The sequence below is a fragment of the Bradyrhizobium sp. UFLA06-06 genome (assembly GCF_054820065.1).
The window spans coordinates 57,247-80,505 of record NZ_JADFUD010000023.1; the positions used below are offsets into that span (position 1 = coordinate 57,247).

Here is a 23,259-nt window from a genome sequence, read left to right on the forward strand (position 1 = left end):
CCTACATCCATTTCGCTATCTAGTCACCATTGGAAACCATCAATCGGAGACTTGAGATGAAGATCGCCATCGCCGGCGCGTCCGGCCAGGCCGGCTCGCGCATCATCGCGGAACTCGCCCGCCGCGGCCACGCCGTCACCGCCATCGCCCGCAATCCGGAGAAGATCGCCGGCCTGCCCAATGTCACTGCCCGCAAGGGTGACGCGAACGACCAGGCCGCCCTGGCCGCGCTGTGGGCCGGCCACGATGCCGCGATCAGTTCGATCCATTTCCTGGTCAGCGACCCCGCCAAGCTGATCGGGGCTGCCAAGGCATCCGGGGTCGGCCGCTATCTCGTGGTCGGCGGTGCCGGCAGCCTCGAGGTGGCGCCGGGCGTCCGCCTAGTGACCACCCCCAACTTTCCGCCCCAATACAAGGCCGAGGCCTCCAAGGGGGCTGAGTTCCTCGACCTGCTGCGCCAGGAAAAGGACCTGAACTGGACCTTTTTGTCGCCCTCGGCGCTGTTCGTGGCCGGCGAGCGGACCGGCAAGTTCCGCCTCGGGACCGACCAGCTTCTGACCGCCGCCGACGGCAAAAGCTCGATCTCGTTCGAGGATTTCGCAGTTGCACTCGCCGACGAAATCGAGCGTCCGGCCCATATCCGCCGCCGTTTCACGGTCGGCTATTGAGGGGGCAGGGCCGTCCCCGGGCAGGCGGATAAGTTTGCCTGTGCAAGGCCTTGGGGGCGGCCCGCCTTTCGCGGTGGCAGATATTGTCTGTCACATGACGTGGCTATATAAGGCGCCGCGCGGAGGGGTTGTGTTCCCTCCGCCTGACAGGGACATGGCTGCCTTTGGAAAAGCTGAAGAACTACCGGCCGACTGAAAAAGAGCCTTTCATGAATGAGCGGCAGCGCGATTATTTCCGCGCCAAGCTGCTGGCCTGGAAGGATGAGATCCTCCGCGAATCGAAGGTCACGTTGCAGACGTTGCAGGAAGAGAACGTCAATCATCCCGACCTCGCGGACCGAGCGTCCTCGGAAACCGACCGCGCGATCGAACTTCGTGCCCGCGACCGTCAGCGCAAGCTGATCTCCAAAATCGACGCGGCGCTCCAGCGCATCGAAGACAACACCTACGGCTATTGCGAAGAGACCGGTGAACCGATCTCGCTGAAGCGGCTCGAAGCCCGCCCGATCGCAACGCTGTCGGTGGAGGCGCAGGAACGCCACGAGAAGCGCGAGAAGGTCTATCGCGACGAATAGTGGCGACGGATCGCCACGGATTGCTACCGGCGCGTACCGGTTGTACGTTCGCGCCGCCATGATGACACGCACTCTCAACATCGCTTCGGTGTTTTTCCTGGGCTGATCCCGCTTTCTGCTGGAAGCGCTGAGCGGCCCCACGGGCTTTCGCTCCTGGGATTCCAGTGAAACCGAATGAGCCGGTCAGGTTCCGCGCATCGCGGAGCATCGATGGCTGGCGACAGTTTGAGAGACAATCATGCCCCCTCGAAACGACCCGTGCGCGCTTGACGGCGCGCAGATCGAGCAATTCATCCAACAGGGCTTTGTCCGGATCGACAGCGCCTTTCCCCGGGAACTCGCGGACCGGGGACGCGCCATCATGTGGCGTGACCTGCCGTGCAGCGAGCACGACCCTCAACCGGTGATCCGTTTGCCGGGGTACGGCGGTACGCCGTTTCGCGAAGCGATCAACACGCCGCTGCTGCACCGGGCGTTCGACCAGATCGCCGGTCCCGGCCGCTGGCGCCCGCGCGACGACATCGGAACCTTTCCGGTGCGCTTCCCGCATCCGGACGATCCCGGCGATGCCGGCTGGCACATCGACGTCAGCTTCCCTGGCGAGGATTGCGACCCCAACGAGCGCAGCGACTTCTCCGCCTGGCGGGCCAATGTCGTCTCGCGCGGCCGGGCGCTGTTGATGCTGTTCCTGTTCTCCGACGTCGGCGAGGACGACGCGCCGACCCGGATCAGGGTCGGCTCGCATCGGCCGATGGCCCGCTACCTCGCGCCGGCAGGCGAGGCCGGACGCGCACGGATGGTGCTCGACGATGTCGGCGCCGACTGCGAGGTCGCGCTCGCGACCGGCGAGGCCGGCACGGTCTATCTGTGCCATCCGTTGCTGGTGCATGCCGCGCAGAAGCATCGAGGCACGACGCCGCGCTTCATGGCCCAGCCGTCGCTCGCTGCCGGCGAACCGTACCGGCTGGAACGTGCGGATGGTGCGTATTCGCCGGTCGAGATCGCGATCCGGCGCGCGCTTGGCATGAAGTGAAGTCCGATGATGCGTGGTCAAGCCTTGCCACGCATTCGCTGCACCCTAGCCCTCCCCCCGCAAGCGGGGGAGGGAATGTAATTCCTATGCCGAAACGGTTTATGGCGAGACGACATTCAGGCCAGTCCGGCTCCAAGCGTCGTCGCGCTTGCCGCGGCACTGCGGCGCGGGCCGAACGTCTTCGACCATGCCAGCAATTCGCGGAAAGCCGGCGTCAGGCCCCAGGCCGAATCCGTCAGCTCGTATTCGACCTGCAGCGGCTTCTCGGTGAGCACCTTGCGCGCCACCAGGCCGTCGCGCTCGAGCTCGCGCAGCTGGGCGGTCAGCATGTGCTGGGTGATCGGCGCGAGCGCGCGGCGCAGCGCGCCGAACCGCACGCCGCCATTCATCAGCGTGAACAGGATCTCGAGCTTCCATTTTCCCCCGAGCGCGTGGATCGCGTGCTTGAATTCGATCAGCACATCGGGGTCGGTCGGACAGCTCTCGCATTCACCGCCGTCACTCATATCGCTGGTATTGTTTTCCATACCGGTCTCGAATTTCATCCTACTTGTCCAAGGTCAGATAGGTGACCAGATGCGGCCTGTGCAGGGCGGGCAGCGCAATGTTGGGCCCATCCGCCGAATATGAAGAGGGCAGGGACATGAGCACGGTATTGGTCACAGGCGGATCGGGTTTCATCGGCGTGCATACCATCCTGCAGCTGCTTGCCGACGGGCATGCGGTGCGAACGACGGTGCGCAATCCGGGTCGCAGCAACGAGGTGATCGCGATGTTGCGCGAGGGCGGTGCGCTTGCTCCCGACCAGGTCGGCTTCGTCACCGCCGACCTGCTGCGCGACGACGGTTGGCGCGAGGCGGCCACCGGGTGCGACTACGTGCTGCATGTCGCATCGCCGCTCGGCGCCTATGTGCCAGAGGACGAGAATGAGCTGATCGTCCCGGCGCGGGAAGGCACGCTGCGGGTGTTGCGCGCGGCGCGCGACGCCGGCGTCAAGCGCGTCGTCGTGACGTCGTCGTTCGCGGCAATCGGTTACGGCCATCCGCCGCAAGCGGCGCCGTTCGACGAGACCGTGTGGTCCAATCTCGATGGCGAGGGCGTGCAGGCCTATCCGAAATCCAAGACGCTGGCCGAGCGCGCCGCCTGGGATTTCGTCGCGCGCGAAGGCAATGGCCTCGAGCTTGCCGTGGTCAACCCCACCGCGGTGTTCGGCCCGGCGCTCGGTGCCGATTTCTCCGAGTCGATCGGCATCATCAAGGCGCTGCTCGACGGCGCGATGCCGGCGGTGCCGCGGATCCATTTCGGCCTCGTCGACGTGCGCGATGTCGCCGACCTGCATCTGCGCGCCATGATGTCGCCCAAGGCGAGCGGTGAGCGCTTCCTGGCGGTCGCCGGCGAGACCATGTCGATCCTCGGGGTCGCCCGGGTGCTGCGCGCAAAACTCGGCAGCAAGGCGCGGCGTGTGCCGCGGTTCCAGGCGCCGGACTGGATGATGCGGCTCGCCGCACGGCGCAACCCGATGGCCCGTGCCGCGCTGCCGCTGCTCGGCAAGGTGCGCCGCGCGACCAGCGCCAAGGCGCAGCACCTGCTCGGCTGGCGCCCGCGCGGCAATGAGGAGATGATCCTCGCGACCGCGGAGAGCCTGATCCGGCTCGGCCTCGTCAAGGCCTGACGGCAGCTCCCGTCCAGCGTGCTTGCCAGACGGGTCGGCGAGTGCTGAATTGCTGCGAGCAGACGGAGGCGCCACCGCGCCGCCGAGAACACCAGGGAGGCTGCGCAGATGGATCGGGTCCTCGCGGCCGCAAAGGCGATCGCCAGCGCGCGCCGCAGCCGGGCGCCGCTCAAGGCGCTTCCGAAAGACGTCGCGCCGCGCGACGAGGCCGAAGGCTATCAGGTGCAGTACGCGCTGCACGATCTGATGCAGCCACACGTGGGCAGCCTCGTCGGCTACAAGATCGGCTGCACCAGCGCGGTGATGCAGGAATATATCAACATCCCGCACCCCTGTGGCGGTGGCGTGTTCGAGAAGGTCGTGCATGACAGCGGCGTGCGGCTGCCGGCGGCCGAGTTCGTCCATGTCGGCGTCGAGTGCGAGATCGCGGTGCGGCTCGCCCGCGATCTCGCTCCGAGCGAAGCGCCGTTCACCGCCGAATGGGTCGCGGAAGCGATCGATGCCTACTATCCCGCGATCGAGATCGTCGACGACCGCTATGTCAAATGGGAGACGCTTGGCGCGCCGACGCTGATTGCCGACGACTTCTTCGCCGCCGGTTGCGTGCTCGGGGAGGAGGTGCCGCGCATCACCGTGCCCGATCTGCGCGCGGTCGCGGGACGCGCGATCGTCAACGGTAAGGAAGAAGGCCGCGGCACCGGCGCCGACGTGCTCGGGCATCCCCACAACGCGCTCGCCTGGCTCGCCAATCATCTCGCCACTGAAGGCCGTGGCCTGCATGCCGGCCAGATCGTGCTGACCGGCAGCCTGGTCAAGACGGTGTGGCTGAATGCGGGCGACACGGTCGTGATGGAGCTCGACGGTCTCGGCAAGGTGGAAGCGGCGTTTACGTGAGGCAACGTTGTGCGAGCCTGCCTCCGCATAAAAGATGTCGTCCCTGCCTAGTGCGCAATTGCGCACGGGAGCAGGGACCCATACCCCGCGGCGGCCGTCGTGAACCGCGCTCGTCGTTCCGGCGCCATGCAACAATTAGCATTCGTGGTTATGGGTCCCTGCTTTCGCAGGGACGACATCGAATGTGCAGCGCGACCTTGACTTGACTTGAATTCACCTGACTTTCAAGTCGTCGGGCGTTTGGTGTCCGTGACGAGCTCGACCTTGCCGTCGGTCAGCCGATAGACCGCGCCGACCACCCGGAGCTTGCCCTGATCGACCGCGGCGCTGAGGATCGGCGTCGCCGATTTCAGCTTCGCGACGTTGTCGATGACGTTCTGCCTGATGGCGTTGGCGAGCCGGTCGCCTCCCTTGCCCTCGGTCGCCTTCACTGCCGGCGCGATCGCATTGACCAGCGAGGGCAGATGGCCGGGCAGGGTGGCGTCGTCCTTCAGCGACTTGATGGCGGCGTCGACCGCCCCGCAGCTGTCGTGGCCGAGCACCATGAACAGCGGCACGTTGAGCACGGCCGATGCATATTCCAGGCTCGCGATCGTCTCGTCGCTGGCGAAATTGCCGGCGATGCGGCAGACGAACAGATCGCCGCGGCCGGTGTCGAAGGCGTATTCCGGTGCGATGCGGGAGTCCGCGCAACTCAGGATGCCGGCGAACGGATTCTGTCCGCCGGCCAGCGCCTCGCGCTCGTGCTTGAAATCATGCCGCCGCGAGACGCCTTCGACATAGCGGAGATTGCCCTTCACCAGCCGGTCCAGCGCCGCGTCCGGCGCCAGCACGTTCTGTGGCTTCGGCGGCGATTTGGTTTCCTTGGCGGAAACCGGCGATGCAAGGGCGAGGCTGGCGGCGGTGCAGGCCGCGGCAGCGAGGAAGCGGCGCCGGGAGGTCTGGGTGGGAGCTGTGATTTCGCAAAGCTGGCACATCAAAAATCTCCGTAAAATTATCCAAGAATAGCAATCGCGTCCGTGCAAAAGTTGTAGATCATGCGCACTGCCACCGCAACGACACGGTTTCATGCACGGTCCCCGCTCCCATGTGCAATTGCGCACTAGGCAGGGATAACGGTGAGGACGAGTCGCAATTCAAGATGTCAAACGGCGCAGTGTGATGACCCGCTAAAGCGAAAGCGGGTGATCCAGTATTGCAGAGACGGCTGTGCTTGAGCCGAGAGGCCCGCGGCGTACTGGATCGCCCGGGTCCCGTCTTCGCCAAGGCTTCGACGAGGCCATGCATCTCTGGCGCGCCGAAGCTTTAGCGGAGGCGGCGAGCCGGGCGATAACGGTGCGGACACACACGATCGTCGTCCTGGCGAAAGCCAGGACCCATAACCACCGCACTTGATCATGAACGGGATCGTAGCCCCAGCGTCGCGCAACAATTGAGATTTGGGGTAATGGGTCCTGGCTTTCGCCAGGACGACATGGAATGTGTTGCGCGCGTTGTAAGTCAAACTTCCACATTCTCGCGAGATGATTTGCCCGAGCTTTGCTCTTCGTTCCGCCCTGAGTTGCCCGACGGGCCGGTCGGCGTCACCGGATAACCTGCGGGTTATGAAAGGCCCGGGTGGTCCTGTTGTGCGATTGAGCCGGAAAACCCCAGGTGTCGCGGCCACGGCCGAACCGCCGAAGTTTGCGGTTGACTCATCCATAGCTGGATGGTTATACGTTAATCCATAACCAACGGGTTATTGATCGCAAATGCCAGACGCTCACGACATCCTGTTTCGAACCCTTGCAGACCCGACCCGCCGGGCCATCTTCGAGCGCCTGTGTCGCGAGGGCGAGCAGACAGTCGGCGCCCTGACGGCCCGCGCCAGGATTTCGCAGCCGGCGGTGTCGAAGCATCTCGGTGTGCTGAAGCAGGCCGGGCTGGTGCGCGACCGCCATGAAGGCAGGCAGACCCATTACAGCGCGCAACTCGGCGCGCTGGTGCCGCTGATCGACTGGACCAGCCAGATGGCGGGCTTCTGGCAGAACCGGTTCGACCACCTCGAAGATCTCCTCAAAAGGATGGACCAATGAACAAGACCACCGCTGAAACGCGTTCCGCGATCGTCGAGCGTGAATTTCCTCATCCGCCGGAAAAGCTCTGGCGCGCGCTGACCCAACCGCATCTGATGGAGGAGTGGCTGATGAAGAACGATTTCAAGCCCGAGGTCGGGCACAGCTTCAACCTGCGCGGTGAGTGGGGCGGCGTGCTGGACTGCAAGGTGCTCACCGTGGAGCCGCACAAGACGCTGTCGTACACTTGGAATTTCGCGCATGCGGATGCCGCCTACAATCTCGAGAGCGTCGTGGTCTTCACGCTGACGCCGACAGCCACCGGCACCCATTTGCGCGTCGAGCAGTCCGGCTTCCAGCCGCACCAGAAGCAGGCCTATGGCGGCGCCCATGCCGGATGGAAGCAGTTCCTCGAGAATCTCGATCAGCTGATGGCGCGGGAAGGTTGACGGTCTCTCTCTCTCTCTCTCTCTCTCTCTCTCGTCATTGCGAGCGAAGCGAAGCAATCCATCGTGCCGCATCTGCGGAAACATGGATTGCTTCGTCGCTGCCGCTCCTCGCAATGACGCTGGATCATTCACCCACCAACAGGAGGTCACATTGAACTGGAACAACTGGATCAGGGAATCGCACCGCTGGCTCTCGATCGCCTTCACGGTTGCCGTCATCATCAATATCGTCGCCATGGTCCTGCAGCACCAGGCGGTCTGGATCGGCCTGCTGGCGCTGTTCCCGCTGATCTTCATGCTGCTCAGCGGCCTCTATCTGTTCGCGTTGCCCTATCTGTCGCCGCGGCGTCAGCATGGGGGATCGACGTCCGCATCCCAAGTGTGATTGCATGACGTGACGACTTGACGGGACGATTTGGGGCGGATGAGGCGCGAGAGACAGCAATGACGGCATCGGAACGTATCGACCGGATGATCGAGGATCTCACCGACTGGCGCGGCAAGACGCTGGCCAGCCTGCGCAAGAGCATCCTCGCCGCCGATCCCGAGATCATCGAGGAGTGGAAGTGGATGGGCAGCCCGGTGTGGTCGCGCGACGGCATCATTGCGGTCGGCAACGCCCACAAGGGCAAGGTCAAGCTGACCTTCATGTATGGCGCGCAGCTGCCGGACCCCGACAAGCTGTTCAACACCGGCTTCGAGGGCAATGCGCGGCGCGCGATCGATCTGTTCGAGGGCGACAAGGTCGACGCCCCTGCGCTGAAGACGCTCATTCGTGCTGCGATCGAACTCAACCAGGCGAAATCCAAAAAGACTGCGAAGAAGCCGGCGAAGAAGACCGCGGCCACCCGTGCGACCGCGAAGAAGAAGGCGTGAGCTGCGCCGGCACGGTGCTCGCGATCCATCACAGATGATCAAGACCAGGCTCGCCACATCGCCGGATGCGGACGCCATCTCCGCGCTGCTGACGGCCAACGCCGGCGACCGCGGCGGCATGCTGCTCGGGCAATGGCCGCGCGATATGATCGAGACGCGCATTGCGGACGGGCAACCGATCGTCATCGCGACCGACGCTGAGGGCAGGTTGCTCGGCGCGCTCCTGACGTCGGAGAAGGGATATGGCGAGGCGCCGCCGGTGCAGGCCATGCTGAAGGCCTGGCTGGGGCGGGCAGATGCGTATGTTTATGGTCCGGTGTGCGTCTCGCGGGACGCGCGCGGCCTTGGCGTCCTGGAGGCGTTGTACGCGAAGCTTCAGGCGACCTTTCCCGGCCGCGAGGCAATCCTCTTCATCAGGGAAGACAACCCGCGCTCGCTCAAGGCGCATCTGCGGCTCGGCATGCGCGAGGTCGCGCGATACGACTTCGGCGGCAAGGTTCTCATTGTGCTGAGCGACAGGCCGGATCAGTAGCTGGGCCTTCGTGCATGGGAACCCAATTCCCCTTTCAGAAATCTAACGAAATAAGTCGTTCACCATTGGACATGAAAGTCGTCCGGTTGTAGCGACGTGCCGACGCAACTTAATGCGTGACTGCTAAACCTGTGGCTGTGGAATGAGCGGGCCTCATGTCGAAGCGCCCGCTGGAATGGCAGTCGCAATGTTCAGTGAGTTGGTTGTCCCGCGAGGGATCGAATCGCCGGCCGACATCAATATTCCAGAGGAAGCCTATCCGAGATCGCAGCAGCCTCGCACGTCTCGACCCCACCAGCATCGATCAGCAATAACGCGGCCGGCGGACGCTCGAGCGATTCCGGGCGAGGACGCGGACTTGGCGGTTGCCAAGCGCCTGTTGCAGCTGAATTGGATCTTGATCGCCGCGATCCTGGCCGTCTTCCTATGCGCGCTTGTCCTGACCGACTTTCGGGTGCGCGCCAGCGGTTACCTCGTCGTCGCAGGAGTGGCCGGCTTCTACGGATCGTGCGGGTATCTCAATATGAGGTCGGCCTCCAGCGACACGCGAATCTACGCGACGCTGTTCGTCGTACCGCAGATCGTCTTCGTCGCCATGTTGGCCGCGTCGCTCGGATACATTGCGGCGTCGGCGAATCTGCCGATGCAGGATGCCAATCTGCTCGCGTTCGACCGGTTCCTTGGCCTGGATTTCCTCGCCTATCTGGATTTTGTCAACAATCGACCCGTTCTGATCAGCGTGCTCGCACAGGCCTACAACTCCATTTGGGCTCAGCTGTTCGGGTTGCTGCTCCTGCTCAGCCTGATCGGACAGTATCGACGCGCGGCGGAACTGGTGCTCGCCGTCACGATAGGCCTGATTGTGACGACCGGCATCTCGACCCTGGTTCCGGCTACGGGCGTCTACGGGACACTCGGGCTTGTGCCGGCCGACTATTCGCATATTGAACCGAGTGTCTATTACCAGACCTTGAAAGAGCTGCCGCTCGTCCGCGACGGCACGACAAGGTTGCTCGACGTGTTTCAGCTGGGATCGGTCCTGACCTTTCCGAGCTTTCACGCGGTTTCCGCGGCGCTGTACGTGTGGGCGTGTTGGCCGATCCGTTGGCTGAGAGCTGTCGGCCTGCTCTGGAATGCGGTGATGCTGGCGGCGACTCCAGTCGGAGGCGGTCACTACTTCGCCGATATCGTGGCCGGGCTGGCGGTGGCGGCCGCATCGATCTATGCCGTGAATCGCATTGGTGCGCGTCTCACGCCGGCCGAGCATCGACGACCGAAGCTGCTGCTGCAGCTTGCGCCGCCGGCGAGGTGAGCCAGCCGAGTTCCGGACGGCGATGGACCGCGCCTGCCGGGCGAAGCTTGCCTGGCGCGGCCGTCACGCCTTCGTATGCACAATCACCGGGCCGGCCACCGCGGTGGCCTGGCCGACCAGCAATGGGCCGAGATTGTCGTCGATCCAGGCCAGCGCGCGGCGGTTGGCCTCTTCGGCGCCGGCATGGTTGTTGAAGACGCTGATCGCGGTAACCGTATCGTCGCCGGCATAGACCACGTAATAGGCCATGAAGCCTTCGACGTCGCTGATGATCGGGATTGCGCCTTCCTTGATCCGGCGCGCGAGTTCTTCGGCGCTACCAGTCTTCGCCTTGGCGTGACGGATGGCGGCATACATGCGTTCCTCCTTCCGGCTGCATCGATCGGGCTGCGCTTCGCGCATGCGCGATCGTACGCCGGACCGGGTGGCGACGCCATCGGGATTGCGGACGGACTAGCTGAAACGCCTGCTCACGACCGTCGTGCGCCGGTCGGGGAGCTTCGGCAGCCTTGCCACACCCGCGCGCGTTGTCGTGGTCCTTGGGCCGGGGGCGGGCTCCGGCTCCTGTTGCTGCAGAAACAGCGTGGCTTCGAACAGCACGCCGGGGGCCTGCTTGGCCGTGCCCGAGCAGACCGCCCGGTTGCCGTTGAACGAGCCGGTCAGCTGCGCCTCGACCTCGTCGCATCCGAACACCGTGGTGAACGGACCGTCGGCATAGCGGTGCGTCGTCAGCGTCGCCGTGAAGCGGTCCTGATCGAGCTGATAGGTGCCGCCATAGGTGAACATGGCGTCGCCGCCCGAGATCCTGCCATTTGCGAGCTGGACTATTCCGGTGCCTTCGCCCTGCGGCGTCCGGAACCACGCCGCATATCTTCCGTCTCTTTGCATGACCGTCATACAAACAGAAAACCCTGCGTTGTCGTCTCCCTACGTTGCAAGCGCCGGGACTTCTACTGTGCGTTGCTGCGAGGGTTAACGAACCGACAAGGCGATGGCACGACTTTCGTGAAGCGGTATCGGACTGATGCGCGACGATCGCGCAAGCGCACGCCGCCGGTCACAAAAAGCCACGGCCCTCGCCAGGGGAGCTAGCGAGGGCCGTGTTGGTACACCGCGCCGCGCCTAGGTTCGCGACGAGATGTGGGAGCTCGTAAAAGTCCTACTTAGGCATGATCCGTTTCCGAGAACCGGTTTCCACTTTGCGGGATCATGCCGTTAGAAGGGCAGCAGCACGTCGAGAACCTGTTGGCCGTAGCGCGGCTGTTGCACGTCGGTGATCTGGCCGCGGCCGCCATAGGCGATGCGGGCCTGGGCGATCTTCGAGGAATCGATGGTGTTGTCGCTCTGGATGTCCTCCGGGCGCACGATGCCGGCCACGATCAGCTCGCGGATTTCGAAGTTGACGCGGATCTCCTGCTTGCCCTCGACCACGAGATTGCCGTTCGGCAGCACCTGGGTGACGACCGCGGCGACGCTGGTCTGCAACGCTTCCTGGCGGTTCACCGAACCCTTGCCGTCGCTGGAGGCCGTTGAGTCGGCGGTCAGAATGCGGCCGGGCAGGATCTTGTTGGGCTGCGTGATGGTCTGCGAGCCCAGGAAATTGGTGACGCCCGAATCTTCGGAGTTGGTGCGGCTGCGCTGGGTCTCGTTGGCGATCGCGGCCTTGTCGGTGAAGTTCACCGTGACGGTCAGGATGTCGCCGACGCGCGCGGCGCGCTGGTCCTTGAAGAAGGCGCGGGAGCCGCTGCGCCACAGCGAATTCGGGCTGTAGGAGGCGACCTCGGGCTTCGGCATCGGCATCTGCACCGGCTTGTAGCCGGGCTGGGTGGTCGGATTGTCGATCGACGTCAGCTTCGGCTGCTCGCCGATCTGGGAGAGACGGTCGATCGACGAGCAACCGCTGGCGATCGTTCCGAGTGCGAACAGCGCGCCGGTCAGGACGAGGCGGTTGATGCGGTACTGGGACATGAACTTTACTCGGCGTTTGGTGCGACTGAACTCAGCTTGACGGAAGCGGAATTGGATTCGGTAGCGTCGGCGGTCGGCGCCGGGCGCGGGGTCGCGACCGAGATCGAGACCTCGCCGCGGCCGGTGACGACGCCGGAGACGGCACGCTTGGACTGCAGATTCATCACGCTGACGGTGTCGCCCTCGGCGCCGCCATCCATCGCCTTGCCGCGGATCGTCAGGTAGAGGCCGGCGGTGCGATAGATCAGCGTGACATTCTGGTCGCGGGTGACGAGATCGGGCTTGGCGAGGTCGGCGACGCGCAGCGCCTGGCCGGGGCGGAGCTGGCGGCGGACCTGCATGCCGACGGCGCTGTCGCGCACCGCCGCGTCGTTGCCGATTTCGGCCTTCGGACGGCGCTCCACGATCACGTCGGAGGCCTTCAGCACGTCGCCGCGCTCGACATTGCGCGTCAGCACGGCGGCCTCGATGGTTTCGATCGCGGTTCCGGTGAAGCGCAGCTTCGACGGCGCGGTGCCGGCGTCGTTGCCGATCTCGAAGGTCAGGTCGAAACGCGTCGAGCGCGGGTCGTAGCGCACGGCGATCGGCTGCATCACGCCGGTATTGGTCGCCTCGAGGCGGATGTCGCCGGGATCGCGGTCGAAGGTCAGCGCGATGTTGCCGGCCCTGCCGAGACCGTGGCGGCCCTCCAGCGCGCGCGACACCTGCTGCTCGATCTCCTTGCTGTCGATGGTGCGCGCCAGCCGGGTGACGGTGATCTCCTTCAGCTCGCGGGTGTCGACGCCGATCACCTGGTGCGAGCGCAACACGTTCAGCACCTGCGCGACCGGCAGCGTGCCTGTCGTGCCGAGGTCCGGCGCGCGGTAGACCGCGACGCTGCCGGCACTGCCGGCATTGTCGATGAGGTCGCCGACCCGCACGATGTCGTCGGCGACCGTGATGCTGGCGCGCAGCGTCGGCACCGCGATGGTCTCGCGGCGGCTTTGCGCGGCAGCCGAAGTCATCGAGGCTGCAAGAAGCGCGGCTGCGATCAGGAGTGAGCGGGCGATCATCGACAGCATCCTCAGCGGAACAGGTTGGAGGTCGACTGCATCATCTGGTCGGCGGCGGAGACCACCTTCGAGTTCATCTCATAGGCGCGCTGCGCGGCGATCAGGTCCGAGATTTCCGAGACCACCTCGACATTGGCCTGTTCGAGGTTGCTCTGCTGCATGTCGCCATAGCCGTCGGTGTTGGCGGTACCGTCCTGCGGCTGGCCGGAGGCCGGCGTTTCCTGGAACAGGTTGTCGCCGATCGGCATCAGGCCGGCCTTGTTGATGAAGCGGGTCAGGCCGATCTGGCCGATGTTGGTCGATGCGGTTTGGCCCGGCAGCGTCACCGAGACCTGGCCCTGCGCATTGATGGTGAGGCCGGATGCGTTCTGCGGGATCGTGATCGTCGGCTGCAGCAAATTGCCCTGCGCGTTGACGATGCGGCCCTGATTGTCCATCTGGAACGAGCCGTCGCGGGTGTAGGTGAAGGTGCCGTCCGGCATCAGGATCTTGAAGAAGCCTTCGCCGCGGATCGCGATGTCGAGGTCGTTGCCGGTCGGCGACAGCGTGCCCTGGGTCATCATGCGCGGCGTGCCGACGGTCTTCACGCCGCCGCCGAGGTCGATGCCCATCGGCATGATGGTGTTCTGGTCGGAGGCCTGCGCACCGACCCGGCGCACATGGTCGTAGATCAGGTCCTGGAACGCGGCGCGCTGCTTCTTGTAGCCGGTGGTGCGCAGGTTCGCGATGTTGTTGGAGATCACCTGAACGCTTAGTTCCTGTGCCGCCATTCCGGTCGCAGCTGTATAAAGTGCGCGCATCGGTCAATCCCCCGGATCAGTTCGGCACGTCGGCGAGCTTCTCGATCGCCGATTTGTGCAGGTCGCTCTGCTGCTGCAGCAGCGAGGCGATTTGGGTGTAGGTCCGCGTGATCTCGATCATGCGGCTCATCTCGACGACGGAATTGACGTTCGATTTCTCGATGAAGCCCTGGCGGATCTGGGCCTTGGTGTCCGGCAGCGCCTGCGTGCCTTCGCCCGGCGCGTAGAGGTTGGAGCCTTCCTTGAGCAAGCGCTGGGCCTGCGCGAACGAGACCAGGCGCAGTTTGCCGCGGATCGAGTCGAGGCGGGACGTGCCCTCGAGCACGCTGATGTTGCCGTCGGTGGCAATGTTGACGTCGTGATCGGTCTGCTGGAACGTGATCGGGCCGGAGGTGCCGAGCACTTGGTAGCCCGAGGCGGTGACGAGCTGGCCGCGACTGTTGATCGCCAGATTGCCTTCGCGGGTGTAGCGCTCGCCGCCCGGCGTCTGCACCACCAGGAAGGCGTTGCCGTCGATCGCGACGTCGAGCGGGTTCTTGGTCTCTTCGGTCGGGCCCTGCGAGAAATCGTGGAAGGTCGCGCGGTCCTGCACGAAGGAGACGCGGCGGTCGGAGGACGCGAAATTGTCCTCATGCGCGTTCGAGGACAGATATTCCTGGAACAGCGACCGGTCGGCCTTGTAGCCGTTGGTGTTCATGTTCGCGATGTTGTTGGAGACGACATCCATCTGCCGTTCCAGCACCATCTGCTTCGATAGGCCGACCAGAAGGGTATTCTGCATCGGTGGTTCTCCCCTGTGAGGCGATCCGAATGCAGGTTCTCCCAAACCTTCACGCCGGACCCGTCGGTAACCATTGGGTTCTCCCAAACCCGCTCGTTACGCCGTGCTCTCAGCGAAAGCCGTGCCAACTCGGAATAGCGTGTTATTTGAATGGCTTAGGTGTTTGGCCGTGGCGCGCAAGGGGCGGCAGAAAGGTCTTGTTGACCATGTTTGCCCGGCAGTTTTTTCCTAGTGGATGGTAAATCCTAAGCTTCCGTTAACCATTATGACCCTAGCGTTGCCATTATTGGGGCGCGTGTGCGCCGGCGGCATTTGTATCGCGTCTTCAAGCCAGGGCTGGTGCCAATCGCGTTCGCATCCTTCTGGGTGAAGCGAGCGGACGATGGCGGACGAGGAAAAGACGGAGAGCGGCGAGGGCGCGGCCGCTCCGAAGAAGGGCAAGCTCAAGCTGATCATTGCCGTCGTCGGCTTCCTCATCGTGCTCGGCGCGGGCGCCGGCGGCTGGTTCTTCTTCATGCGCGGCCACGGCGAGGAGCAGCACGCCGAAGCGCCGCCGCCGAAGCCGCCGAGCTTCGTCGACGTGCCTGACATGCTGGTCAATCTGGTCGGCGCGCCCGGCGAGCGCGTGCAATATCTCAAGCTGAAGCTCGTGCTCGAGGTCAAGGAAGAGAAGCAGGTCGAGGCGATCAAGCCGGCGCTGCCGCGCGTCACCGACCTGTTCCAGACCTACATGCGCGAGCTGCGCCCGAGCGACCTCAACGGCTCGGCCGGCCTGTTCCGCCTCAAGGAAGAACTGACCAAGCGCGTCAATCTCGCGCTGGCACCGAACCAGGTCAACGCGGTGCTGTTCAAGGAAGTCGTGATCCAGTGACGGGGTGGATGTAAAGCCATGGCCGGCAACGACCAGATGGACCAAGACGCCATTGCGGCCCAATGGGAAGCCTCGCTCGATTCCGAGGATCCCGAGGCGGCCGCGGCGGAAGCCGCCAAGAACGAGCTCACCGAGAACATGGCGCTGCAATGGGCCGCCATGGTCGAGGACGGCAGCCGCGACTTCGGCGGCAAGAACACCAATGGCGAGCGCGTGCTGTCGCAGGAGGAGATTGACAATCTCCTCGGCTTCACGGTCGGCGACGTCAGCCTCGACGACCATTCCGGCATTCGCGCCATCATCGATTCCGCGATGGTGTCCTACGAGCGTCTGCCGATGCTCGAAATCGTGTTCGACCGTCTGGTGCGGTTGATGACGACCTCTTTGCGCAATTTCACTTCCGACAACGTCGAAGTCTCGCTCGACCGCATCACCTCGGTGCGCTTCGGCGACTACATGAACTCGATCCCGCTGCCCGCGGTGCTCTCGGTGTTCAAGGCGGAGGAGTGGGAGAATTTCGGCCTCGCCATGGTCGACTCCAACCTGATCTATTCGATGATCGACGTGCTGCTCGGCGGCCGCCGCGGCCAGACCCAGCTCAAGATCGAGGGCCGGCCCTACACCACGATCGAGACCAACCTCGTCAAGCGGCTGGTCGAGGTGGTGCTGTCGGATGCCGAGCAGGCGTTCCGGCCGCTGTCGCCGGTGACCTTCACGATCGACCGGCTCGAGACCAACCCGCGCTTTGCCGCGATCAGCCGCCCGGCCAATGCCGCGATCCTGGTGCGCTTGCGCATCGACATGGAAGACCGCGGCGGCAATGTCGAATTGCTGCTGCCCTACGCCACCATCGAACCGATCCGCAACGTGCTGTTGCAGATGTTCATGGGCGAAAAATTCGGCCGCGACCCGATCTGGGAAGGCCATTTCGCCACCGAAGTGGCGCAGGCCGAGATTTCGGTCGACGCGGTGCTCTATGAAGCCGATATCCCGCTGAAGGAGCTGATGAAGCTCAAGGTCGGCGACACCCTGCCGCTGGATATCCGCTCCGACGCGCTGGTCTCGGTGCGCTGCGGCAACGTCACCCTGACGGAAGGGCGCATGGGCCGGGTCGGCGACCGCGTCGCGATCCGCGTCACCAAAAATTTGCGTAAACCCCAAACCACCTTCGCGATGTTCGAGAAGGCGGACGAGCGGACCAAGATGATGGAGGCACCATGAGTCATGTGCTTGGACTAGCAATCGAGAGTCTGGTAGCCGTGCTGCTGATGCTGACGATCGGCTATTGCTGGCTGCTCAACAAGCGCCTGCAGCGGCTGAAGGCCGACGAGCATTCGCTGAAGGCGACGATCGCCGAACTGATCACCGCGACCGAGATCGCGGAGCGGGCGATCGGCGGGTTGAAGCACGCGGTGCGCGACGTCAACGAGAACCTCGGCAACCAGCTCGATGCCGCGACGCAGATGTCGGCGTTGCTGAAGAGCCAGCTGGCGGAGGGCGACCACGTAGTGCGCCGCCTGTCCAAGATCGCGCTGGCCGCGCGGCCGTCGGAGCCCGCGCATGCACCGGCACAGGCAGTTGCGCCCACCGCGCCAGCGGCGCCGGCGCCCAGGGTCTCGGCCGCGCACGCAGTTGCCGCGGCGGCTGAAGCCTTCACCGAGCGCAGGAGGGCCGGCGGCCTCGCTGCATGAAGTTGCTTCGTGACATCAGAGTGATGCCCGTGGTGCTGGTCGCGATCTTCGGCCTGATGGTGCTGAAGGTTGCCGGCCTCGTGCTCGATGGCGGTTACGTGTTTGCCGACGATACGCCGCCGGCCGGCCAGTCATGGGCGCAACAGAACTTCAACTTCCCCGGCGCCGGCAAGGCTGTGGTTGTTGACAGCAAGATCAAGGGCGATCCCGGCGACATCACGGGATCGGTCGAGCACAAGGACGCCAAGAAGGACGAGGCGCCGAAGCCGGCCGCACCGGCCGCGGAGCCGTCAAAGCCCGATGGCGTTGTCGTCAATCTGGATGCACCCGCGCCGGTGTCGGCGTCGGAGCGCGCGATCCTGGAACGGTTGCAGGCGCGCCGCCAGGAGCTGGAGACACGCGCGCGCGAGGTCGAGATCCGCGAAAGCCTGTTGAAGGCCGCCGAGAAGCGCATCGAGGCCAAGGTCGAGGAGGCCAAGGCCAATGATGCCAAGGCGAATGCCGATGCCGCGGCAAAGGCGGAAGCCGATGCCGCGCGTTTCAAGGGCATCGTCACCATGTACGAGAACATGAAGCCGAAGGACGCCGCGAAGGTGTTCGATCGTCTGGAAATGAACGTGCTCTACCAGATCGCCTCGCAGATCCAGCCGCGCAAGATGTCCGACATCCTCGGCCTGATGCAGCCGGAAGCCGCCGAACGGCTCACGGTCGAACTCGCCCGCCGTGCCGGCGGCGACAAGTCGGCCTCGACCGACGACCTTCCCAAGATCGAAGGCAAGATGCTCACGCCGAAGACGAATTGACGGGAGCTATCGGGAAGTCCGCCAATTGGTGGTGGCCTCTTCAGCCGTAAGCCAGATCCGGCTTAACGCCGGGTTGCCTGCATCTAATCCAGATCATCGCGATGAGGGTCGCGCACATGAACGGACCGACGGGGACGAGTGCGACCGGGTAGGTGAACCCCGCCAGGACAAGCACGCCGAACCCGATCCGGAGTTCGGAGCGATTCGAGAGCAGCGAGCCATGTTCGGCCATGGGCGCGTTCATGAGAAAGATGAGCGCGAGAGCCAGTAGCGCCGTATCGTAGATCGCGAAGTAGGGAGAGACGAGCAATGTTGCGACGAGCAGGCTCGCGGCCTTGACGGCGAAGCTGACGTTGCGGCGCCATATGATCAGCATCCACGTCGCGGCTGCCGCAGCGACCGCGACGTGCAATGCGATGGCCGATCCGTAGCCAAAGCCGGCAAACCGAAGCAAGCCGTAGACGCTCTGCAGCTTGTACCAAGCCAGCGTGCCGGTGAGATGGAACTGCGTCGTCGCGAAGATGGCTGCCTCACGGAACCCCTCAAAAGTGTCCCAGCCGAAGGTAAGCCCGGTGAGCAGCATGAGCACCGGTACCACCAAACTGGCTGTGATGAAGACGGTCCAGCGTCCAGTAGCTATCAGAACGAGGGGAAGCAGGACGCCATATTGCGGCTTGAAGATCAGCAGCGCGATCAGGAAGCCGCTGACGATCGGACGCCTGTCCAGCGTCAGCAGAATGGCGCCGAGCAGCGATGCCGCGAGCAAGGAGCTCTGGCCGACAATGAAATCGTAGAGGACGGCCGGCACGGCGAATGCCAGCAGCAGTACGGCGAAGCGCGGTCGGATGGCGGAAACAACGAGCCCCCAGCACAGCAGCTTTGTGGTGCTCCAGATCCAGAACGCGGTCGGAAACGGCAGCAGTGCCAGCAGTGCCGCCGCAAAGAAAAAAAACGGCGGGTAGAAAAACGGTATCGGCACCTCGTAAACGGGGAACGGAGCCTGGTTCAAGCTGGGGTGTATTTGAATGATCGCTTGCCGCAACCGCGGCCAATCGTAGGCGGTGGCGGCATGGCCATCGAGAGCCATCTGCCCCGCGCTCCAAAAGCATGAAAAGTCGAGCCCGGTCGCGCCGGTACCGTCAACGACTTTCGGTAGCACGCAGTACAGGGTAAAGCCCAACACGATGAGGCAGGCAATGGCCAATGCACGGTCGTATCCGCTGCGCTCCGCACGGGCGCGCACCATTCCAAATCCGTTCATGAAACTGCCAGAAACTAAGAATTGCTTGAAATGTAAGCGTTTGTATACCGCAACTGGCGGTGGCGCAAGCGAGTGGCCGATCTCCATGCGGCGTTGGGTTAATCGCCAGAGGTTCCGCACATGCCCGGTGGATCGGGGGGTGACCCTCTCGATGCAAAGACGGAAGCCGACGCCATCGGCTTCAGGGGCATCGTCATCACGTACGACAAAGGTGCAGTCGGAGGCGCTGCAGCGCCATGTGCCGGCTGGCAGACGGGGATGTTCGCTGTCTCCGGTCATGCGGGCTCGACGGGATCTCAGCGAAGCCAAACGCGTATCGACGCCGAGAGGTGTCTGATTGCGATCTTATCCCAATGCGGGATGCGGAGATCTTTTGCGCTCTGCCCGATGGGCACGATCGCCACCGGGCACCCGGGTTATGGTAGCCTTAACCGGTAGCGTTAAGTTGCAGCCGATTTGTCATTCTGGAATTGAAGTCGCTATGTCTCAAGGTGGTGTTTCAGGAATTGCCGATGCTGAAAGACATGCCATGGCTCACCGCGCCGCGCGCCCGATTGTACGTGAGTGGCGTCGCTATTGTGCTGGTGCTGACCCTTGCGAGGTCGCTTTTGCTATTTTACCGCGATGGCGGCTATGGCGCGAATAACTTTCTGCTCGGCTCGGACTTCCTGACGTTCTGGGCGGCCTCGCTTCAGGCCTTGGCCGGGCATCCCGCCGAGGTTTATGTGCCCGAATTGCATCTGCTCGCGGAGGCTCCATACCTGCGAGAGGGCTACGAGGCGTTCTTCTATCCGCCGACGATGTTGCTCTTGTGCGTGCCGCTCGCGCTCGCGCCGTATTTCGTCTCGCTGTTCGTATTCATTGGTATGACGGCGGCGTCGTTCGCCGCGGTGATCTGGCGTATCTTGCGAACGCCCTGGTGCCTGGTCGCGATCCTCGCCTATGCGCCGGTCTATCTTAACGCCGTGGCAGGGCAGAACGCCTTTCTGACGGCATCGATCCTTGGGTGCGGTCTCAACATCATGGACCGGAGGCCAAAGCTCGCGGGCGCGATCCTCGGGCTGATGGTGATCAAGCCGCATTTGGCGCTGGCCGTGCCGATCGCCCTGATCGTCACAGGTCGCTGGCGCACGCTGATCTGGGCAGGCATGTCGTCGATTTCGCTCGTCGTGCTGTCCGCGCTGCTGTTCGGCCTGGATACGTGGCTCAACTTCCTCGACGTCTCTCACTCGGCCCGACAGGCTCTGGAGAACGGCGACGTCGAGTTTTCATTGCTGCAGAGCGTGTACGCGACAGCGCGCCTGCTCGGGGCCGGCGTCAACACGGCCTTTATCATTCACGGCCTCGTGGCGCTGGGCATGACGTGTGTGCTGGTCTGGATGTTGCGTCAGAACATCAGTGCTGCGACCGAACGCTCGATCATCGTGCTCGCCTGCCTTCTGATTACGCCGTTCTGCCTGTTCTACGACATGCTCATCATGGCGCTGCCGCTGGCCTGGATGCTCCGCGAATGGTTGAAGGTCGGCTTTCCGGCCTGGTCGAAAATGGTGCTTGGCGTGACGTTTCTCGCGCCGATGGTCTTCTACCTACCTGTCCTCTATCAATTGTCGGTCGTGAAGCCGCTGCCTTTTGGTTCTCCGGTCATCATCCTGTTCTGTTGGTTGCTGGTCCGGGAGAGCACGCAGACGCGGCAAGCGGCGCATGGCGAGCGAGAGGTCGCGGCGGTCTGAGTTCGGAGCACCTCACTTTGCGCTAGGTCGCCAATCGCCGCGCCGGCGGCGACGAATCGGCCTCGACCGACGACCTTCCCAAGATCGAAGCCAAGATGCTCACGCCGAAGACGAATTGACGGGGCTGCCGTCAGGTTTTCGGGAGTGGAGACCGGTGCAGATGGACAATCTTCCAATCCGGGCCTTGCTTCGCGATCACGAATGTGACGCGGCCGAGGCTGCTATAAGGCTGGCCATCCTTCATGACCCCGGAGATGGTGTCGAACCCGGCGAGCACCACCGTCCTCTCGTCGATCAGGAGAGTCTCCGCGCTTTGCAGCGCCACGGTGTTGGGGCGCGAATTGAGGATTGTCGTTTCGAAGTATTTGCGGATTTGCTCCGGCGTCGTCATGACGACCTTGCCGAACGTTCCGATCATGGTCGCTTCCGGGGCATAGAAACTGACGATACCCTCAAGGTCGGCGTCAGCGAAGGCTTTGCTCCAGCGCTCAACGAGCTGCGCTGCGTCCTCCTTCGGATCGGCTTGGGCAATCGAGACACTCATTAAAAGAGCAAGAATTGATAGTGGCTTTCGCATGGGTGATCCTCTCAAAAGAATTATTGCAGAACAATCGGAAATCGAGTGAGGCAGCAGGGCTGCTTCCGCGTTGCGATAAATCATTAATGCCAATCAACAGGGCGGCTGGCCGCTTCGATGTCCGTCCGGCCGAGTTCGCCAAGTCGCCCCGATCCGGTGCAATGGACCAGCGGGCACAAGGCTTCCGCAAATCGCCGGCCTGATGGTCGCGATCCTTCGCCGACATAGGCGGAGCAGGGCGGCTTGTGGCCCCCTTCTTGTGGCCCCCTTCTTGTGGCCCCTTGGCGTACGTCCGCGCCGAACGCTTTCAACGCCATTGCAACAGAGCCATCACAGACATTGCCAAATTGCTTGATGCGAGTCTAGCATTGGCGTGGGGAAGGCGAGCGCGACTTCGCTGTTTTGGAGCCTTCCGTGATTGCGGTCGCATGGACCGCGGCCTGAGTTGATTGATTGAATTGCTCATTTGTGCCGGGCGCGAAGCTGCGCCCGATCAGGCATTGAATTTTTAGTCACCAAGAAATTTCGAGGAAACCAATATGCGTAGCCTGTTCATGATGCTTGTCGTCATCGCCACCACCAATCTGGCATGGGCCCAATCCGAACCGGTCAAACGGGGCGACTACCTCGTCAACGGCATTCTGGCTTGCGGCAATTGCCACACGCCCAAGGGACCGAACGGCGACGTTTTGGAGAAGGCGTTTTCGGGCGGAGGATACTGGGACGAGCCTCCGTTCACGGTGCATGCCGCCAACATCACGCAAGACAAGGAAACAGGCATCGGAAACTGGAGCGATGCCGATATCAAGAAACTGCTGCGGACCGGGCAAACCCCAAAGGGTGTGCATACCGCGATGGTCATGCCGACCAGCTTCTATCACATCCTGACGGAAAATGATCTCGACGCCGTCGTCGCATATTTGCGTACGATCACGCCAGTCCACAACAAGGTGCCCGATCCGATCTACAAGGTGCCTCAAGTCGAGAACGTTCCGCCGGGCGGCGAGAACGCGTTCGCCGAACCGATGATGAGCGACAAGGTGCAGAAGGGATTCTATCTCGTCACGATCGCGCATTGCATGGCGTGCCATACGCCGATTGGACCGAGGGGACGAGAATACAAAAGCAGCCTTGGCGCCGGTGGCGTCAAATTTTCCGGGCCGTGGGGAAGCTCGGTCTCACGCAACATCACGCAGAACAAGACGAATGGGATCGGAACGTGGAGCGACGACGAGATCAAGCGTGCGATCACCGAAGGTGTCAGCCGCGATGGCAGCCGTCTCGGTCGACCGATGGGATACCACTACTACGCCCGGATCAGTCCCGATGACCTCGATGCCATCGTGGCGTATTTGCGCACGGTACCCGGCGGCGCGGAGTAAGCCTCGTTGCAAGGCCAAATCCTGTCCGGTCACAGCCGCGCAGCGGGCTCCCGGCTGACTCCAAAGGATAGCGCGCCCCGCCAACCGTGCAGCCAGGCGGCGCTCGGAACAAGCTTCAGCTTCAAACCGAGCGTTTTGGTCGCCATTCCTTGCCGGCGGCCGGGTCCGAAACAATCCGTTGACGTTAACAGGTCCTTAACGCCGCCCGATCCAAGATCGGGAGGCGTGGGCGAGGGCGCTTCGCGCTTGGTATGGCTGGGGTCCCGAGAAGACGTTTC

27 protein-coding genes are annotated in these 23,259 nt (G+C 63.5%); 17 read left to right on the forward strand and 10 right to left on the reverse strand.

Going from position 1 to position 23,259, the window contains the following annotated elements:
- The first annotated feature begins 56 nt into the window (after positions 1–56).
- The 3 genes from IF803_RS20710 to IF803_RS20720 all read left to right on the forward strand — a co-directional run bounded on the left by IF803_RS20710 (position 57) and on the right by IF803_RS20720 (position 2,276).
- Positions 57–668, forward strand: a complete 612-nt coding sequence (locus tag IF803_RS20710) for an NAD(P)-dependent oxidoreductase (protein ID WP_461193280.1) — start codon at positions 57–59, stop codon at positions 666–668.
- A gap of 209 nt (positions 669–877) precedes the next feature.
- Complete coding sequence (gene dksA / locus IF803_RS20715; protein ID WP_170991616.1) at positions 878–1,243, forward strand: RNA polymerase-binding protein DksA; 366 nt, start codon at positions 878–880, stop codon at positions 1,241–1,243.
- A gap of 238 nt (positions 1,244–1,481) precedes the next feature.
- Positions 1,482–2,276, forward strand: a complete 795-nt coding sequence (locus IF803_RS20720; RefSeq protein ID WP_461193281.1) for a phytanoyl-CoA dioxygenase family protein — start codon at positions 1,482–1,484, stop codon at positions 2,274–2,276.
- A 116-nt stretch (positions 2,277–2,392) separates the two neighbouring features.
- Here IF803_RS20720 and IF803_RS20725 read toward each other — a convergent pair whose 3' ends face one another.
- Entirely contained in the window at positions 2,393–2,821 is a 429-nt protein-coding gene (locus IF803_RS20725) for a winged helix-turn-helix transcriptional regulator (protein ID WP_461193282.1), read from the reverse strand.
- 98 nt (positions 2,822–2,919) lie between these two features.
- Between IF803_RS20725 and IF803_RS20730 the strand changes: the two genes are divergently transcribed.
- A complete protein-coding gene (locus IF803_RS20730; protein ID WP_461193283.1) occupies positions 2,920–3,948 on the forward strand; it encodes an SDR family oxidoreductase in 1,029 nt (342 codons plus the stop codon).
- Between the two features lie 108 nt (positions 3,949–4,056).
- Complete coding sequence (locus IF803_RS20735; protein WP_411781306.1) at positions 4,057–4,842, forward strand: 2-keto-4-pentenoate hydratase; 786 nt, start codon at positions 4,057–4,059, stop codon at positions 4,840–4,842.
- 224 nt (positions 4,843–5,066) lie between these two features.
- Here the strand turns inward: IF803_RS20735 and IF803_RS20740 are convergent, their stop codons facing one another.
- Entirely contained in the window at positions 5,067–5,819 is a 753-nt protein-coding gene (locus IF803_RS20740) for a carbonic anhydrase (RefSeq protein ID WP_461193284.1), read from the reverse strand.
- Positions 5,820–6,593: 774 nt separating this feature from the next.
- Between IF803_RS20740 and IF803_RS20745 the strand changes: the two genes are divergently transcribed.
- From IF803_RS20745 to IF803_RS20770, 6 genes are all read left to right on the forward strand, one after another.
- Complete coding sequence (locus tag IF803_RS20745; RefSeq protein ID WP_461193285.1) at positions 6,594–6,917, forward strand: ArsR/SmtB family transcription factor; 324 nt, start codon at positions 6,594–6,596, stop codon at positions 6,915–6,917.
- Positions 6,914–7,345 (forward strand): SRPBCC family protein, encoded by a 432-nt coding sequence (locus IF803_RS20750; RefSeq protein ID WP_028341673.1) that lies wholly within the window; start codon positions 6,914–6,916, stop codon positions 7,343–7,345. The genes IF803_RS20745 and IF803_RS20750 overlap by 4 nt, the downstream gene beginning before the upstream one ends.
- Before the next feature lie 151 nt (positions 7,346–7,496).
- Positions 7,497–7,730, forward strand: coding sequence for a hypothetical protein (locus IF803_RS20755; RefSeq protein WP_461193286.1), 234 nt, complete (start codon positions 7,497–7,499; stop codon positions 7,728–7,730).
- 59 nt (positions 7,731–7,789) lie between these two features.
- Complete coding sequence (locus IF803_RS20760) at positions 7,790–8,221, forward strand: DUF1801 domain-containing protein (RefSeq protein WP_461193287.1); 432 nt, start codon at positions 7,790–7,792, stop codon at positions 8,219–8,221.
- Between the two features lie 34 nt (positions 8,222–8,255).
- On the forward strand, positions 8,256–8,753 hold the full coding sequence (locus tag IF803_RS20765; RefSeq protein ID WP_461193288.1) for a GNAT family N-acetyltransferase: 498 nt from the start codon (positions 8,256–8,258) through the stop codon (positions 8,751–8,753).
- Positions 8,754–9,111: 358 nt separating this feature from the next.
- On the forward strand, positions 9,112–10,065 hold the full coding sequence (locus tag IF803_RS20770; protein WP_461193289.1) for a phosphatase PAP2 family protein: 954 nt from the start codon (positions 9,112–9,114) through the stop codon (positions 10,063–10,065).
- 63 nt (positions 10,066–10,128) lie between these two features.
- Here the strand turns inward: IF803_RS20770 and IF803_RS20775 are convergent, their stop codons facing one another.
- From IF803_RS20775 to flgF, 6 genes are all read right to left on the reverse strand, one after another.
- The gene (locus IF803_RS20775) at positions 10,129–10,422 is read right to left on the reverse strand and encodes a hypothetical protein (protein WP_028337177.1); all 294 of its coding nucleotides are present in this window, start codon (positions 10,420–10,422) and stop codon (positions 10,129–10,131) included.
- A gap of 96 nt (positions 10,423–10,518) precedes the next feature.
- Positions 10,519–10,953, reverse strand: coding sequence for a hypothetical protein (locus IF803_RS20780; protein ID WP_461193290.1), 435 nt, complete (start codon positions 10,951–10,953; stop codon positions 10,519–10,521).
- A gap of 327 nt (positions 10,954–11,280) precedes the next feature.
- Positions 11,281–12,033 carry a flagellar basal body L-ring protein FlgH gene (flgH, locus tag IF803_RS20785; RefSeq protein ID WP_304496143.1) on the reverse strand — a complete coding sequence of 251 codons (753 nt, stop codon included), beginning with the start codon at positions 12,031–12,033 and terminating at the stop codon, positions 11,281–11,283.
- A gap of 5 nt (positions 12,034–12,038) precedes the next feature.
- Complete coding sequence (gene flgA / locus IF803_RS20790) at positions 12,039–13,094, reverse strand: flagellar basal body P-ring formation chaperone FlgA (RefSeq protein ID WP_461193291.1); 1,056 nt, start codon at positions 13,092–13,094, stop codon at positions 12,039–12,041.
- 2 nt (positions 13,095–13,096) lie between these two features.
- Complete coding sequence (gene flgG, locus IF803_RS20795) at positions 13,097–13,885, reverse strand: flagellar basal-body rod protein FlgG (protein WP_028337173.1); 789 nt, start codon at positions 13,883–13,885, stop codon at positions 13,097–13,099.
- A 16-nt stretch (positions 13,886–13,901) separates the two neighbouring features.
- Complete coding sequence (gene flgF, locus IF803_RS20800; protein ID WP_411781315.1) at positions 13,902–14,666, reverse strand: flagellar basal-body rod protein FlgF; 765 nt, start codon at positions 14,664–14,666, stop codon at positions 13,902–13,904.
- 382 nt (positions 14,667–15,048) lie between these two features.
- On the opposite strand from flgF, the gene fliL reads away from it, so the two are divergent.
- From fliL to IF803_RS20820, 4 genes are read left to right on the forward strand one after another with little or no spacing between them, the layout of a single operon-like run.
- On the forward strand, positions 15,049–15,537 hold the full coding sequence (fliL, locus tag IF803_RS20805) for a flagellar basal body-associated protein FliL (RefSeq protein ID WP_461193292.1): 489 nt from the start codon (positions 15,049–15,051) through the stop codon (positions 15,535–15,537).
- An 18-nt stretch (positions 15,538–15,555) separates the two neighbouring features.
- Positions 15,556–16,758 (forward strand): flagellar motor switch protein FliM, encoded by a 1,203-nt coding sequence (fliM, locus tag IF803_RS20810; RefSeq protein ID WP_028339794.1) that lies wholly within the window; start codon positions 15,556–15,558, stop codon positions 16,756–16,758.
- The gene (locus IF803_RS20815; RefSeq protein ID WP_411781316.1) at positions 16,755–17,228 is read left to right on the forward strand and encodes a DUF6468 domain-containing protein; all 474 of its coding nucleotides are present in this window, start codon (positions 16,755–16,757) and stop codon (positions 17,226–17,228) included. The genes fliM and IF803_RS20815 overlap by 4 nt, the downstream gene beginning before the upstream one ends.
- Entirely contained in the window at positions 17,225–18,031 is an 807-nt protein-coding gene (locus IF803_RS20820; RefSeq protein WP_461193293.1) for a MotE family protein, read from the forward strand. Before IF803_RS20815 ends, IF803_RS20820 begins: the two co-directional genes overlap by 4 nt.
- 40 nt (positions 18,032–18,071) lie before the next feature.
- On the opposite strand, the gene IF803_RS20825 is transcribed toward IF803_RS20820, so the two are convergent.
- A complete protein-coding gene (locus tag IF803_RS20825) occupies positions 18,072–19,571 on the reverse strand; it encodes a glycosyltransferase family 87 protein (RefSeq protein ID WP_461193294.1) in 1,500 nt (499 codons plus the stop codon).
- A gap of 233 nt (positions 19,572–19,804) precedes the next feature.
- Between IF803_RS20825 and IF803_RS20830 the strand changes: the two genes are divergently transcribed.
- Positions 19,805–21,022: a glycosyltransferase family 87 protein gene (locus tag IF803_RS20830; protein ID WP_461193295.1), complete on the forward strand. Its 1,218-nt coding sequence runs from the start codon at positions 19,805–19,807 to the stop codon at positions 21,020–21,022.
- Between the two features lie 130 nt (positions 21,023–21,152).
- Here the strand turns inward: IF803_RS20830 and IF803_RS20835 are convergent, their stop codons facing one another.
- On the reverse strand, positions 21,153–21,683 hold the full coding sequence (locus IF803_RS20835) for an SgcJ/EcaC family oxidoreductase (protein WP_461193296.1): 531 nt from the start codon (positions 21,681–21,683) through the stop codon (positions 21,153–21,155).
- Between the two features lie 455 nt (positions 21,684–22,138).
- On the opposite strand from IF803_RS20835, the gene IF803_RS20840 reads away from it, so the two are divergent.
- On the forward strand, positions 22,139–22,981 hold the full coding sequence (locus IF803_RS20840) for a c-type cytochrome (RefSeq protein ID WP_461193297.1): 843 nt from the start codon (positions 22,139–22,141) through the stop codon (positions 22,979–22,981).
- The last annotated feature ends 278 nt before the right edge of the window (positions 22,982–23,259 follow it).

Coding starts and splice junctions, on each gene's coding strand:
- flgH (WP_304496143.1), bottom strand. CDS start 12,033: ATGTCCCAGTACCGCATCAACCGCCTCGTCCTGACCGGCGCGCTGTTC.
- IF803_RS20835 (WP_461193296.1), bottom strand. CDS start 21,683: ATGATTTATCGCAACGCGGAAGCAGCCCTGCTGCCTCACTCGATTTCC.
- IF803_RS20840 (WP_461193297.1), top strand. CDS start 22,139: ATGCGTAGCCTGTTCATGATGCTTGTCGTCATCGCCACCACCAATCTG.
- flgF (WP_411781315.1), bottom strand. CDS start 14,666: ATGCAGAATACCCTTCTGGTCGGCCTATCGAAGCAGATGGTGCTGGAA.
- flgA (WP_461193291.1), bottom strand. CDS start 13,094: ATGCTGTCGATGATCGCCCGCTCACTCCTGATCGCAGCCGCGCTTCTT.
- IF803_RS20735 (WP_411781306.1), top strand. CDS start 4,057: ATGGATCGGGTCCTCGCGGCCGCAAAGGCGATCGCCAGCGCGCGCCGC.
- IF803_RS20750 (WP_028341673.1), top strand. CDS start 6,914: ATGAACAAGACCACCGCTGAAACGCGTTCCGCGATCGTCGAGCGTGAA.
- IF803_RS20730 (WP_461193283.1), top strand. CDS start 2,920: ATGAGCACGGTATTGGTCACAGGCGGATCGGGTTTCATCGGCGTGCAT.
- IF803_RS20765 (WP_461193288.1), top strand. CDS start 8,256: ATGATCAAGACCAGGCTCGCCACATCGCCGGATGCGGACGCCATCTCC.
- IF803_RS20775 (WP_028337177.1), bottom strand. CDS start 10,422: ATGTATGCCGCCATCCGTCACGCCAAGGCGAAGACTGGTAGCGCCGAA.
- IF803_RS20760 (WP_461193287.1), top strand. CDS start 7,790: ATGACGGCATCGGAACGTATCGACCGGATGATCGAGGATCTCACCGAC.
- IF803_RS20720 (WP_461193281.1), top strand. CDS start 1,482: ATGCCCCCTCGAAACGACCCGTGCGCGCTTGACGGCGCGCAGATCGAG.
- IF803_RS20710 (WP_461193280.1), top strand. CDS start 57: ATGAAGATCGCCATCGCCGGCGCGTCCGGCCAGGCCGGCTCGCGCATC.
- IF803_RS20725 (WP_461193282.1), bottom strand. CDS start 2,821: ATGAAATTCGAGACCGGTATGGAAAACAATACCAGCGATATGAGTGAC.
- dksA (WP_170991616.1), top strand. CDS start 878: ATGAATGAGCGGCAGCGCGATTATTTCCGCGCCAAGCTGCTGGCCTGG.
- IF803_RS20830 (WP_461193295.1), top strand. CDS start 19,805: ATGCTGAAAGACATGCCATGGCTCACCGCGCCGCGCGCCCGATTGTAC.
- IF803_RS20745 (WP_461193285.1), top strand. CDS start 6,594: ATGCCAGACGCTCACGACATCCTGTTTCGAACCCTTGCAGACCCGACC.
- IF803_RS20820 (WP_461193293.1), top strand. CDS start 17,225: ATGAAGTTGCTTCGTGACATCAGAGTGATGCCCGTGGTGCTGGTCGCG.
- flgG (WP_028337173.1), bottom strand. CDS start 13,885: ATGCGCGCACTTTATACAGCTGCGACCGGAATGGCGGCACAGGAACTA.
- IF803_RS20740 (WP_461193284.1), bottom strand. CDS start 5,819: ATGTGCCAGCTTTGCGAAATCACAGCTCCCACCCAGACCTCCCGGCGC.
- fliM (WP_028339794.1), top strand. CDS start 15,556: ATGGCCGGCAACGACCAGATGGACCAAGACGCCATTGCGGCCCAATGG.
- IF803_RS20815 (WP_411781316.1), top strand. CDS start 16,755: ATGAGTCATGTGCTTGGACTAGCAATCGAGAGTCTGGTAGCCGTGCTG.
- IF803_RS20780 (WP_461193290.1), bottom strand. CDS start 10,953: ATGCAAAGAGACGGAAGATATGCGGCGTGGTTCCGGACGCCGCAGGGC.
- IF803_RS20825 (WP_461193294.1), bottom strand. CDS start 19,571: ATGACCGGAGACAGCGAACATCCCCGTCTGCCAGCCGGCACATGGCGC.
- fliL (WP_461193292.1), top strand. CDS start 15,049: ATGGCGGACGAGGAAAAGACGGAGAGCGGCGAGGGCGCGGCCGCTCCG.